11 protein-coding genes are annotated in these 12,728 nt (G+C 72.7%); 5 read left to right on the top strand and 6 right to left on the bottom strand.

The features are described 5' to 3' along the window. Window positions 1-17: 17 nt before the first annotated feature. From IEZ11_RS07380 to IEZ11_RS07370, 3 genes are all read left to right on the top strand, one after another. Entirely contained in the window at window positions 18-1,388 is a 1,371-nt protein-coding gene (locus IEZ11_RS07380; RefSeq protein WP_189261804.1) for an extracellular solute-binding protein, read from the top strand. A gap of 131 nt (window positions 1,389-1,519) precedes the next feature. Then, the gene (locus IEZ11_RS07375; RefSeq protein WP_229712919.1) at window positions 1,520-2,398 is read left to right on the top strand and encodes a carbohydrate ABC transporter permease; all 879 of its coding nucleotides are present in this window, start codon (window positions 1,520-1,522) and stop codon (window positions 2,396-2,398) included. Beyond that, a complete protein-coding gene (locus IEZ11_RS07370) occupies window positions 2,395-3,273 on the top strand; it encodes a carbohydrate ABC transporter permease (RefSeq protein WP_189261802.1) in 879 nt (292 codons plus the stop codon). The genes IEZ11_RS07375 and IEZ11_RS07370 overlap by 4 nt, the downstream gene beginning before the upstream one ends. Here IEZ11_RS07370 and IEZ11_RS07365 read toward each other — a convergent pair. From IEZ11_RS07365 to IEZ11_RS52375, 3 genes are all read right to left on the bottom strand, one after another. After that, on the bottom strand, window positions 3,237-5,348 hold the full coding sequence (locus IEZ11_RS07365; RefSeq protein WP_373294873.1) for a glycoside hydrolase family 3 N-terminal domain-containing protein: 2,112 nt from the start codon (window positions 5,346-5,348) through the stop codon (window positions 3,237-3,239). The genes IEZ11_RS07370 and IEZ11_RS07365 overlap by 37 nt on opposite strands. Before the next feature lie 83 nt (window positions 5,349-5,431). Further along, a complete protein-coding gene (locus IEZ11_RS07360; RefSeq protein WP_229712858.1) occupies window positions 5,432-6,679 on the bottom strand; it encodes a BadF/BadG/BcrA/BcrD ATPase family protein in 1,248 nt (415 codons plus the stop codon). A gap of 4 nt (window positions 6,680-6,683) precedes the next feature. Next, window positions 6,684-7,049 (bottom strand): hypothetical protein, encoded by a 366-nt coding sequence (locus IEZ11_RS52375; protein WP_373294850.1) that lies wholly within the window; start codon window positions 7,047-7,049, stop codon window positions 6,684-6,686. Here IEZ11_RS52375 and IEZ11_RS07355 point away from each other — a divergent pair. Continuing rightward, on the top strand, window positions 7,029-8,039 hold the full coding sequence (locus IEZ11_RS07355; protein WP_373294849.1) for a glycoside hydrolase 5 family protein: 1,011 nt from the start codon (window positions 7,029-7,031) through the stop codon (window positions 8,037-8,039). The two genes, IEZ11_RS52375 and IEZ11_RS07355, sit on opposite strands and share 21 nt — an antisense overlap. Here IEZ11_RS07355 and IEZ11_RS07350 read toward each other — a convergent pair. Next, the gene (locus IEZ11_RS07350; protein WP_189261799.1) at window positions 7,975-9,471 is read right to left on the bottom strand and encodes a glycoside hydrolase family 3 N-terminal domain-containing protein; all 1,497 of its coding nucleotides are present in this window, start codon (window positions 9,469-9,471) and stop codon (window positions 7,975-7,977) included. The two genes, IEZ11_RS07355 and IEZ11_RS07350, sit on opposite strands and share 65 nt — an antisense overlap. A 313-nt stretch (window positions 9,472-9,784) precedes the next feature. Here IEZ11_RS07350 and IEZ11_RS07345 point away from each other — a divergent pair, with 313 nt between their 5' ends. Beyond that, window positions 9,785-10,447, top strand: a complete 663-nt coding sequence (locus IEZ11_RS07345; protein WP_189261798.1) for an aggregation-promoting factor C-terminal-like domain-containing protein — start codon at window positions 9,785-9,787, stop codon at window positions 10,445-10,447. 30 nt (window positions 10,448-10,477) lie between these two features. Here IEZ11_RS07345 and IEZ11_RS07340 read toward each other — a convergent pair whose 3' ends face one another. Both IEZ11_RS07340 and IEZ11_RS07335 read right to left on the bottom strand, forming a co-directional pair. Further along, window positions 10,478-11,383, bottom strand: a complete 906-nt coding sequence (locus IEZ11_RS07340) for a hypothetical protein (RefSeq protein WP_189261797.1) — start codon at window positions 11,381-11,383, stop codon at window positions 10,478-10,480. Between the two features lie 4 nt (window positions 11,384-11,387). Beyond that, window positions 11,388-12,470 carry a C40 family peptidase gene (locus tag IEZ11_RS07335; RefSeq protein WP_229712857.1) on the bottom strand — a complete coding sequence of 361 codons (1,083 nt, stop codon included), beginning with the start codon at window positions 12,468-12,470 and terminating at the stop codon, window positions 11,388-11,390. Window positions 12,471-12,728 lie beyond the last annotated feature (258 nt).

The following is a 12,728-nucleotide window of genomic DNA, read 5'->3' as shown; positions in this document are numbered from 1 at the left end:
GCCGCAGGAGGGCAACCATGCGTGCGAAGAGACTGACCGGATCCATGGCGGGCGTCCTCGTCCTCGCCCTGACCGCCGCGGGCTGCGGGCTGTCGGGCGGGTCGGGCGGCAAAGGCGCGACGGCCGGCGGCTGCAAGGTGGACCAGGGAAACGTCGGCTCCGGGAAACTCACCGGGGACGTGAAGGGCCAGATCACCTTCCAGACCACGAACCTCAAGAAAGACTTCGGGGCGTTCTTCAACGGAGTGATCAAGGACTTCGAGAAGGCCCACCCCGGTGCCACGGTCAAGTGGATCGACGACCCCGGCGACAACACGTTCACCACCCGTACGGTCGCGGACGCCCAGGCCTGCACCCTGCCGGACGTCATCAACCTCAACTCCGAGACGGCGACGGCCCTCACGAAGGCGGGGTACCTGCTGAACCTGGGCGTCAAGGACCCGGACGCGGCGAAGCCGTTCGTGCCCGCGTTCTGGAAGTCCAGCACCATGACGGACTCCTCGGGAGCGACCGTCCACACCGTGCTCCCCTGGTACACCGGCGGCATCGTGCTGACCTACAACACGGACCTGCTCCGGAAGGCCGGCGTCGACACGTCGAAGGCGCCGAGCAGTGTCTTCGGTCTGTTCGCCGACTACGAGAAGGTCGCCAAGGCGGCCAAGGGCGCCTACTTCGCCACGATGGCCAACCCGGTGTGGCGGATCCCGGCCGACTGGGACCAGATGAACATCAAGACGCTCTCCGACGACGGGAAGTCCGCGGTCTTCGCGAATGATCCGAGGACTGCGCAGTGGGTCGCCTGGATGGCGAAGCTGTACAAGGAGGGCGCGATGCCGAAGGACTCGCTGTCCTCCAGCAACGACCCGTCCACGCTGTACAGCCAGGGCAAGGTGGCGTACGGATCGACGAACCCGAGCTTCGTGCGCTTCGTGAAGCAGAACAGCCCGTCGGTGTACGCGAGGACGGGCGTCGGGCAGCAGCCCTTCGACGCACTGGGCCACACCACCGGTGCCCCGCAGTACATATCCGTCGCCGCGACCAGCAAACACGCCCCCGTGGCGCTCGCGTTCGCCGAGTTCCTCACCAACGCGGAGAACCAGACGGCCTGGTGCAAGGACCCGGACGTCGTCATCTTCCCGACGACCACGGCCTCCCTCGACGACCCGTTCTTCCAGCAGGTGTCCGGGAACGACCCCTTCTCCGAGGCCCGCAAGCTGGTCGCCGAACAGCTCAAGACGGCCACCGCCTACCAGACCAACCTCTCCCCGGCGGTACAGAACGCGATCGTGGCCCAGGTGCAGCTGGCCATGCAGGGCAAGAAGAGCGCCGCGCAGGCGGTCAAGGACGCCCAGGCCAAGGCGAACGAGCTGCTGAAGCAGGCGGGTTGAGCGTGACGACCGACACCGCCCGTCCGGTGCCGGTGCCCGGGGCGGAGCGGACCGCCACCGCTCCGGGCACCGCCGCCGCTCGCCTGCGCCGGCTGCTGCCCGGCCCCGCACCCGGCGCCAACGGGGCCGCGATGTACCGCCGTTGGTGGCTGCCGTGGCTGTGGACGGCGCCCGCGATCGGCTGTGCCGTCGTCTTCGGGGTGTTCCCCTTCCTCAACACCCTGCTGCTCTCGTTCACCGACGCCAAGCCGCTCGGCGGCGCCGCGGGCTTCGTCGGCCTGGACAACTACACCCGGATGCTGGGCGACTCGGACTTCTGGCTGGCGACCCGCAACAGCGTGCTGTACGCGCTGATCGTCGTCCCGCTGATGGTGCTGCTCCCGCTGCTGCTGGCCGTCCTGGTGGAGAAGAACCTCCCCGGTATCGGCTTCTTCCGGTCCGCCTTCTACACCCCGGTGCTCGCCTCCAGCGTGGTAGTGGGCCTGAGCTGGCAGTGGCTGCTCGCCGACGACGGGCTGGTCAACACCTGGCTCCAGAAGGCCCACCTGATCAGGTCGGCCATCCCGTTCCTGTCCGACTCCTGGCTGATCCTGCTCTGTGCGATGGGCCTGACCCTGTGGAAGGGCCTCGGCTGGTACATGGTCTTCTACCTGGCCGCCCTCGGGAACGTGCCCAGGGAGCTGCACGAGGCCGCCGCGATGGACGGCGCCGGACCGGCCCGCCGCTTCTGGCACATCACCGTCCCGGGCGTACGGCAGGCCATGATGCTGGTCGGCACCCTGACCGGCATCGGCTCGCTGCGCGTCTTCACCGAGATCTACATGCTGGGCAGCTCCACCGGCGGACCCGGCGGTGCCGACCGCACCCTGCCGTTCTACATCCGGGACGTCGGCCTGGACCCGCTGACCGGCAACGCAGGCTACGGCTCGGCGGTCAGCGTCGCCCTGTTCGTGCTGACGCTCGGTCTGACCCTGCTGGCACAGCGGCTCACCAAGGAGGACGAGGCATGACGACCGCCGTCGAGAAGCCCCGGCGCCTGCTGCCCCGCTGGCGGGAGTACGGCCGCCCCCGTGAACTCGTCGTCCGCTACCTGCTGTTGCTGCTCGTCCTCGGCCTCACCGTGGGTCCCCTGCTCTGGCAGTTCCTGGCCTCCCTGAAGGGCACGGGCGAGGACGTCTTCGGCCGGAACGCGAGCCTGCTTCCGCACCACCCGACGCTGCGCGCCTACCGGGAGGTGTTCGAGCAGGTGCCGGTGGCCACGTACATCAGGAACAGCCTCCTCGTGGTGGTCCTCTCCGTCGCCAGCCAGCTGGTGTTCTCCACCACCGCCGGCTACATGCTCTCCAAACCCGGCTGGAAGGGCCGCAAGGCGGTCTGGGTGGTCCTGGTCGCCTCGATGATGTTCCCCTTCGAGTCGATCATGGTGTCGCTGTTCCTGAGCATCCGCGACCTGGGCCTGGTCGACAACCTGGTGGGGGTGTGGCTGCCCGGGTTCGTCGGCGCCATCAACGTCCTGCTGATGCGCGGCGCGTTCCTCGCCGTCCCGCGCGAGATCGAGGACTCGGCGATGCTGGACGGCGCGAACGAGTGGCAGCGCTTCCGGCACCTCTACCTCCCCTCCGCCTGGGGCGCGATCATGGTGGTCGTCGTCAACACCTTCATCAGCGCCTGGGACGACTTCCTGTGGCCGCTGATCGTGCTGCGCTCGGAGAACCACATGACGCTGACGCTCGGCCTGTCCCGGCTGCAGAGCTCGTCCTTCGGCTACGACCAGCGGGTGGTGATGGCCGGGTCGGTGATCTCCGTCGTCCCGGTGCTGGTGCTGTTCGTGATCACGCAGCGGTGGTTCTACAAGGGCGTCTCGGCCGGTGCCGTGAAGCTCTGATCCACGACGAGCGGGGTCGCGGCGAGCGCCTCGCGCGCGGAGCCGCCGACCCTGATCTCGACGGCTTCGTCGACCGCCGGGCGCAGGACGACCGTACGGCGCTCCCCCGGGGCGAGCTCGACCCCCTCGAACGCGCGGAGTTCGAGGGTGCGCGGCCAGCTGGCGGGACGCAGCCTGCGGATGTACAGCTGGACGACCGTACGCCCGTGCCGCGCACCGGTGTTGGTGACGTCGATCTCGACGGTGCGCCCCGACAGACGCGGCTCGCCGTAGCCGAAGCACGTGTACGACAGGCCATGGCCGAAGGAGTAGAGCGGCTCGGCGCTCTCGTCGGCGTAACCGCCGTACTCGGTGTCCTTGTGGTTGTAGTAGACGGGGAGTTGGGCCGCCGACCGGGGGACGGAGACGGGGAGCCGGCCGGCGGGCTCGGTGCGGCCGAGCAGGACCTCGGCGATCGCGTCGCCGCCCCAGGGACCCGGGTACCAGGCGGTGAGCAGTGCCCCGGCCCGGCCGGCCGGCTCGGGGACGGCGTGCGGGCGGCCCTGGACCAGGACGACCACGGTGGGCGTGCCGGCCGCGGTGACCGTCTCGAACAGGGCCCGCTGGTCTGCCGGGAGCCGCAGTCCGGCGAGGTCGACGCCCTCCCCGCAGGTCGTCTGCGGGGCGGCGGTGCGGGCCGCCCCGTTGGCGTCGAACTCGGTGCCGGGGGTGCGGGCGCTGCTGCCGCCGAGCACCAGGACGGCGAGGTCGGCCGGGCCCTCCCCCTGGTGGATCTCGACGCCGGGCGGGGCGAGCCGGCGCAGCGCGTCCAGGACGGTGCTTCCGGTGCCCGGGTGCTGCGGCGCGGTGTAGTCGCCGAGTTGGTGCGCGGTGGTCGAGGCATGGGCACCGAGGACGGCGATCCGGCGGACCTCGGGTCCCACGGGCAGGACCCCCGCGTCGTTGTGGAGGAGGGTGACACAGCGGCGGGCCAGTGCGGTACTCAGGTCCCGGCCGCCGTCCGGCAGCGGTGTCCGGCGGGTGTACGGCCGCTCGAAGAGGCCGAGGCGGAACTTCAGCCGGAGCACCCGGGCGACGGCGGCGTCGAGAACGGACTCCCCGACCAGTCCCCGCCCCACCGCCTCCGCCAACCGCGTGAACCCCTCGTCCCAGAGGCTCAGGTCCACACCGGAGTTGAGGGCGAGGGCACCCGCCGAAAGCGTGTCGCCGGTGATCCGGGCCAGCCGGTCCACCGCGAGGCCGTCGGCCATCACCAGCCCGTCGAAGCCCCAGCTCTCCCGCAGGATCCCGGTGAGCAGCGCGCGGTTGCCCGCGCAGGGCATCCCGTCGACCTCGTTGTACGCGGCCATGACGGCGGCGGCCCCGGCGCGGACACCGGCACGTGCGGCGGGCAGGTGGATCTCGTGCAGTTCACGGAGACCGAGTTCGGACTCGGCGGAGTTGCGGCCGCCGACGGTGGCGCCCTGTCCGGCGAAGTGCTTGAGGACCACGGGCGCCCTGTCGGCGGCGAAGAACTCGCCGCGGTCGCCCTGCATGCCGTGGACGAGGGCCTCCGTGAGGCGTGCGGCGAGGTACGGATCCTCGGCGAAGCACTCCTCGGTGCGGCCCCAGCGCGGGTCGCGGGCGATGTCCAGGGCCGAGACGAGGGCCAGATGGCCGCCGCGGGCGCGGAGTTCGGCGGCGGCGTGGGCGGCGGCCCGCTCGAACAGGCCGGGGTCCCAGGTGGCACCGACGGCGAGGTTGACCGGCAGGACCGTGCCGTCGAGGGCCATGTGTCCGTGCGGGACCTCCTCGACGAACAGGGCGGGGATGCCCAGGCGGCTGCTGTCCAGGACGTGCCGCTGGACCAGGTCGGCGAGTTCGGCGCTGTCGTCGGCACCCGGTCCGGTGCCGTGGCCGACGCCGGACCAGGCGTCGGCGCGCATCAGGCCGTAGAGGGCGCCGAGTCCGGCACAGCGGTGGGTCTCGGCGCGCAGCGCGTCGGTGAGTTCGAAGCTGCCGTCGGGGGTGCGGCGGTAGGCGTGCCAGCCGTACATCCGCTGGTTGAGCTGGCCGGCCTTCTCGCGCAGGGTCATCCGGGAGAGGAGGTCGGCGACCCGGTCGTCGAGGGGGGCGGTCGGGATGCGATAGGTGGGAGTGGTCACGGGGCCTCCGCAGGTCAGCGGCCGGCGACGAGGAGCCGGGCGAGCGCCACGGCGCCCGTGCGGCCGTCCGGCACCGGGGTGATCGTGAGGTCGAGGTCAAAGAGTCGTTCGGCGAGCGGGGTGAGCAACGGGCCCTCCGGGGCGAGCAGTCCGCCCGTGACGACCAGGGCCTCACCCGGACGCGGCCCCAACGCGGCCACGGTCGCGGCCAGATGGGCGGCCGCGTCCCGGAGAACTGCCGCGGCGACCGCGTCCTTCCGGGCCGCCGCACGTGGCACCAGGGGCGCGAGATCGGCCAGCCGCACGGGCGGGCGGTCCATCACGGCCGGCAGCAGGTACGCCCGGTAGGCGGCCCGCAGCGCGGGCGCCCATACGCGGTCGTCGGCCGGGGGCACGGGCGGCCCGCCGTGAGCCGACGGCACCGACCGCCCACCGTGAGCCGGCCGCACTGACCGCTCGCCATGGGCCGGCCGCGCCTGCCGCTCGCCATGGGTCAGCCGTGCCGACGGCCCATCGGCAGCCGGGCGTACCGATGGTCCGCCGTCGGCCGGGCGTGGCGACGGTCCCCCGTCGACCGCGCATACCGCCGGGCCGCCGTCGGCCGAGGGCGGCCCGGGCCCGCTGCCGCCCAGGGGCAGTACGCGGTCCGGAATCCCCAGGGCCTGTCCGACCATCGCCGTCAGTGCCGTCGGTTCGCCCCGCCCGTCCGCCGCCCGCAGGGCCGCGCGGGCCGCCTCGCGCCCGATCCAGAACCCGCCGCCGTCGTCGCCGAGCAGCCAGCCGTCCCCGCCGGAGGTGGCGACCAGGACGCGCCCCTCGATCCGGGCGGCGACCGCACCGGTGCCGGCCACCAGGGCGAGTCCGTCGGCCGGCTGTCCGGGTGCCCCGGCGAAGGCCGCCTCGATGTCGCTGTAGACCTCGACCGCCGCGGTGCCGATGCCCAGCCGGTTCAGCGCTGCGGTCAGAGCGGCCCGCGCCCGCGCCCGCCCCGGCTCCTCCTCGGGAGCGCGGGCGGCCCCCGCGAAGCCGCCGACCACTGCGGCGACCCGCGCGCGACCCGCCTCCGGCACGGCCGACGCGACGGCCTCGGCCAGGTGGTCGGTGAGTTCCGGTGCCGACACGGTCAGCGCGTTGCCCGGCCCGGCCACGCCCTCCCCGAGCACACGTCCGTCACCGGCGTCCGCGTCCGCGTCCGCGAGGACGGCGCGGGTCCGGGTGCCGCCGGCGTCGATCCCGACGACCCATCTCGATCTCGGGTTCAAATCACTATTCATTGTCGTCCATGGTGGTTGATACATTCGCAACAGGCAAGGACCGAGGAGTGTCCGAGGCCCCGAGGAGGACGCCATCAGCACGCCCCCGCCCGTCCCCGAACTCCGCTTCGGCGTCAACTACACCCCACGTCGCGGCTGGTTCCACGCATGGCACGACGTCGATCCGGACCACATCCGCGCGGACCTGGCCCAGATCGCCGGACTGGGCCTCGACCACGTCCGTGTCTTCCACCTGTGGCCGCTGCTCCAGCCCAACCGCCATCTGATCCGCCCCGCCGCCGTGCAGCAGTTGGTGCAACTGGTGGATCTGGCGGCCGAGTTCGGCCTTGACGTCCTCGTGGACGGCATCCAGGGCCATCTGTCGAGCTTCGACTTCTACCCGGAGTGGACGCGCAGCTGGCACCACCGCAACGTGTTCACCGATCCCGAGGCCGTCGCGGCCCAGGCCACCCTGCTGCGCACCCTCGGCCGCGCCCTGACCGGCCGGTCCAACCTCATCGGCCTCCAGCTCGGCAACGAGCTCAACAACCTGGTCGAGCACAACCCGGTGACGGTCGCCGAGGTGGACCACTACCTGGACACCCTGCTGGCGGCGGCACGGGAGGGGCTCGGCGACGGCGTCGGACTGGTCACCCACTCCGCGTACGACGCGGCCTGGTACGGCGACGACCACCCGTTCACCCCGGAGGCCTCGGCCCGCAAGGGCGACCTGACGACCGTGCACCCCTGGGTGTTCTCCGGTGACTGCGCCCGCCGCTACGGCCCCCGCTCCCCCCAGGTGCGGCACCTCGCCGAGTACGGCACCGAGCTCGCCGAGGCCTATGCCGTCGGCCCCGCCCGCCCGGTCTGGGTCCAGGAGACCGGTGCGCCCGAACCGCACGTCCCGGCCGCCGACGCCCCGGACTTCGCCCGTGCGACCCTGCTGAACGCGGCGGACTGCGCACAGTTGTGGGGTGTCACCTGGTGGTGCTCCCACGACGTGGACCGGGCCCTCGCCGATTTCCCCGAACTCGAATACACACTGGGCCTGTTCGACTCCGCGGGCCGGCCCAAGCCGATCGCCCATGCGCTCGCGGAGACCGTGGCGCAGCTGCGCGGCCGGCGTACGGTGCCGGTCCGGGAGACCGCGCTGGTCCTGGACTGCACCCCCGCCACCCGCGCGGTCTCCGGTCCGGGCGGCGCCTTCTTCGAGGCATGGACGAGCCTGCGCGCGACAGGCGTCAGGCCGGCGATCGTCCTGGCGGAGCGGGCCGGGGACGAGGGCCATCTCGCGGCCCGGGGTATCAGGGAGCTGATCCGGCCGTCGGCCGGTTCCCCGTCAACACCTCCGCCACCGCACGGAGGTTGACCTGCCCCCGCCCGTACGCGCAGAGCGCCTCGCCCTCCGGGAGCCCGGTCGTAACGAGCAGCGCGTCCGGGCGGGCGGCCAGCAGGGTCTCGCGCAGCCGCCGCTGCCAGGGATACAGTCCGGCGTCACAGACGGCGACCACGAGCGGCCGCCCCCGCGCCGCCCGCAGCAGCTCGGCCACGACGGCCTCGCCGGGCTCGCCGGTCAGCGCCGTCCCGGTGGCCGCCGGGTCCAGGGCCCGCACTTCGGTGAGCAGGTCCTCGCCGCCCCAGTTCAGGGCGGGATGCGGCGGCGGGAACAGGTCGACGAGGTACGCGCCCGGCACCGGCGGGGGCAGCGCGCCACGGCTCCGCACGGCCCGCCGCGCGGCCTCCGCCCCGGCGCCCTGGTCCCAGGGGACCACCTCCGCGGGTACGGGCGGGGTGGCGTACCGGCGCGCGAGCCGTCGTACCCGGGTCGCCGCCTCCTCGACCCGCTCGGGTGCCAGCTCTCCGGAGCGCAGTCCGTCGAGGACGGCGTCGCGGCAGGCGAGGGTGGTCTCCAGGTGCGGTACGGCGACGATGACCTGGTCGGCTCCGGCGGCGAGCGCGAGCCGGGCCGCGGCGGCCTCGCCGTAGCGGTCGGCGATGGCCTTCATCTCCAGCGCGTCGCTCACCAGCACGCCGTCGAAGCCGAGTTCGCCGCGGAGCAGGTCGCCGAGGATGCGGGGGCTGAGGGTGGCGGGACGGTCGGGGTCGAGGGCCGGGAAGACGACATGGGCGCTCATGAGCATCGGTACGCCGGCGTCGATCGCGGCCCGGAACGGGGCGAGGTCCAGTTCGTCGCAGGGTCGCGGGTCGGCGGCGGTCTCGTGGTGGCTGTCGGTGACCGTGCCGCCGTGGCCGGGGAAGTGCTTGGCGCAGGAGGCGACGGAGCGCGCCTCGGTGGCGGCGATCCAGGCACGCAGGTGCCGGGAGACCAGGTCGGGGTCGGCGCCGAAGGCACGGGTGCGCACGATCGGGTTCTCGGGGCGGTGCTGGAGGTCGGCGACCGGTGCGTAGGAGACGGTGATGCCGAGTGTGGCCAGGTGCCCGGCGAGGGCGTCGGCGCAGGCGGCCGTGAGGGCGGGGTCGTCCACGGCGCCCAGGGCCAGGGAGCCTGGCACCTCGGGGGCGCCGGCACCGGTCAGGTGGCCGATGCCGCCGCCCTCGTTGTCGATGGCCACCAGCAGATCCGGCCGCAACTCCCGGAGAGTGGTGGTGAGTTCACGGACCTGGTCGGCGTCGCGGATATTGCGGGTGAAGAGGATGACGCCGCCCAGGCCGCGGTCGACGAGCCGTTTCAGGGGGTCGGGTACGGCCGTCGTACCGTCGAATCCCGCGACCAGACAGCGGTGTGCGGCCTCGTCCAGGGTCTCGGACAGGCCACCGGGGCCGTACGCATGGTGGGTCACTCCGGGAATCCTCTGGCTCACCAAGCCAAAAGTCAACAGTTCATCGGTTCGTTCATTCACACCCGGCTCGTACCCGCCCCGGCCGAACCGGTGATGTCCAGGCGTCCTGCCACAACTCCGTTGACCTGCACGCGCGTTCGGACGGGTGTGGCGTGGAGGCACCGGTGTGGCGAGGGGTGTGAGGATCCGCACTCCCCACGGCATTGCGTCGGGCGGGCCGGGACGCAAGAGTGTTCCAATCGCCCGGCCCATCGGGCGAGACACTTCCGTCGACCGCCGCACAGGTGGCCCGGGCGAAGAGGAAGAGAAGCGCGTGAGCCGCATATCGGTCCGGGGAATCGCGGTGGTGTCGGCCACCGCGGTCACCGCTGTCGGAAGTGTCGTCGGTGTCGCCTCGGGCAGCAGCGCGCAGAACAACGACGCGGAGGCGGCGGCGACCGACGCCACCCTGCTCGCGGACCTGCCCGCGGGGCAGCAGGCGCAGGTGCAGACCGCGTCGCTGACGCAGCAGGCCGACGCCATGGCCGTACAGGCGGACCTGAGCGCCCGGAAGGACGCCGAGCAGAGCGCGCGGGCGGCCGCGGCCAAGGCCGCGCAGGCCAAGAAGAACGCCGCCCAGGAGCGCGCGGCCGCCAAGGCCGCGGCCGGCGATCCCGCCGCCAGCTTCCCCGTGCGGAGCTCCTACACCGTGGCGCAGCTCAAGGCCATGGCCGCGCAGATCGTGGGCAGCGGCCAGTTCCAGTGCTTCAGCAACATCGTGGACCACGAGTCCACCTGGAACTACCTCGCGGTCAACCCCGAATCCGGCGCCTACGGCCTCGTCCAGGCCCTGCCCGGCAACAAGATGGCCTCCGTCGCCGCCGACTGGCAGACCAACCCGGCCACGCAGATCAAGTGGGGCCTCAACTACATGAACACCACCTACGGCAGCCCCTGCCAGGCCTGGGCGTTCTGGCAGGTGCACCACGCGTACTGAGCGTCCCTGACGACGAGCCGCCCGGGACCGTCACTCGGCGGACCGGCCCGGCCTCCGGGTGAAGCGCCGCAGCCCGCGCCGGGTGGGCCTGAGGGGCTCGTCCTCGGGGGCGGCCGGCCCCTCGCCCACCGTCAGGGCCGGTGCCGCGGCCGGGGCCGGTACCGAACGGTCGCCCCTCGCGAGCCGGGTCCGCACGGCCTGGGCCATCGCCTGGTGGGCCGGCTCCCGCAGATAACCCTCCGCGGACAGGTGCTCCCACATGTGCAGCAGCTCCTGCCCCCGGGTGGCCACCTGACCCTCGTCCAGCAGCCGCTGCCACGCCGCGGTGGCGCGGGCCACCTCGGGCGCCGCCCGGCTCAGGTCGGTGCGGCAGCGGATCCGCGCCACGGTCAGCGCGAGGACGGTGGAGAGCATGTAGTCGCCGCGCAGATACGCGAGGTACGCCTCGATCGCCCGTGCCTCCAGGGCCAGTTCGTCCTCCGCGCCCCTGCGCAGCGTCAGGTGCTCCCGCAGCGCGCTGGCGAGGACGGACGCGGCGTGCAGTTCCCCGCGCTGCGCGTGCTGGGTGATGCGTTCGACACGGGCCAGCGGAGGGAACGCCTCCTCCTCCGCGGCGGTACGCTCGCGGCCGGGCGGCAGGTCCTCCTCGTCGGCGATGGTCCGGCTCGAACCGTCGGGGTACACCCGCAGGCGTGCCACCTGCAGCACGGTGCGGTCGATGACGGTGGCCGCCACCGGTGCCCGCAGGGTGCGGGCGAACATGGCGATCGCGTCGAGGATCGCCTCGTTGGGGGGCCGGGTGCCGCCCATCTCCAGCAGATGGCCGTTGACCACCGTCGACCCGTCCTCGGCCACATAGGCGTCGAGCCGGATCAGCGGCGGTGCGCTCAGCGCGGGCAGGTTTCCCTCGTTGCGGGGGGTCAGTGAGTAGGTCATCCGCTCAGACTCCGGGTCGGACGACGCCGAGAATGGGCATGGAGGCGGCCGGGGCGGTCGTGACCGTGCGGCCGGGCCGCGGCGCGTGCACGATCTGTCCGTCCCCTATGTACATGCCCACGTGCGTGGCGTCGTAGTAGATGATCAGGTCTCCGGGCCGCACGGAGTCCAGGCTGACCCGGGTCAGTCCCTGCCACTGCGCCTGCGAGGTACGGGGTATGGGGTGCCCGGCCGCCGCCCAGGCCGCGGAGGTCAGTCCCGAGCAGTCGTACGACGAGGGGCCGGCGGCGCCCCACACGTAGGGCTTGCCGATCTGCGCCAGCGCGAAGTCGACGGCCTTCCCCGCTGCTCCGCTCACCTTCGTCCGGCCGCCGCCCGAACCGGTCCCGGTCGAGGTGCCGCCGGAACCGGGGCCCGTCCACCTGGACCTGGCCTCCTGCGCCTGCTCCTTCTCCAACTGGGCCAGCTCGCGGGTCTGTTCCTTCTTGAGCCCGGCCTCGATCCGCTCGGCCTCGGCGATCTTCTTCTCGATCTTCCGCTTCGCCTCGGCCCTGTCCGCGCGGGTGCTCCTCAGCTCCCGCAGCTTCGCGGCGGCGGCGTCGGTCTGCCGGTCCAGCTCCGCGCGGGCCGTCTGCTGGATCTCGGACACCGTGACCAGGTTGCGCAGGGCCTGGCGGGCCTGGGCCGCGTCGTCCAGGGCGTGGTCGGGGTGGTCGCCGAGCAGCAACTGGATGCCGGTGGAGTCGAGATTGCCCCCGCGGTACTGCGTGCGCGCGGCCGCGCCGGCGAGGTCGTGCAGATCGTCCAGCCTGTTCTCGGTACGGCCCAGGTCCTTGTGGAGCGACGCCAGCCGCTTCTCCTGCTCGGCCGCCTTCACATCGGCGGTGTCGTACGCCTCGGTGGCCACCTCCGCCTGGCGGTAGAGGCCGTTCAACTCGTTCTGGATGTCCTCGATCGACTTGCCGTCCCCCGGACCGGGTGCGCCCGGCGCTGCGTAACTCGGGCCGGATAACAGGGCGATCGCGCAGACGAAGGCTGCTGTGGCGGCTCGGCTCCGCAGCCGTCTGCCGCGAGTCGACACGTTCACTCGATCACAGTACCTCCCTTGAACCGCACGCCCCTTGGGTGTCCGTACCTGCCGACCTCCCCCGCGCGACACGTCCACCGCTGCCGCGGCCGGCCCCGGTCGGCGGGAGGAGCGAGCTCGCCGGCATCGTCCCGCACCCCGGGGTTCGCCGGCCCCGGGGTACAGCATGGAAGGAAGAACGGCTGGTCAGGGCAGTGCTCAACGAGGTCCGTCGAGCGGGACGGTCGCGGGCGGAAGCCGCCGCCGGGCCTCCGCCCG

It is taken from the genome of Streptomyces fuscichromogenes, assembly GCF_014645815.1.
In the GTDB taxonomy this organism is placed as follows: Bacteria; Actinomycetota; Actinomycetes; order Streptomycetales; family Streptomycetaceae; genus Streptomyces; species Streptomyces fuscichromogenes.
The sequence above is the reverse complement of the archived record's forward strand: the minus strand, read 5'-3'. Positions and strand labels throughout refer to the sequence as shown.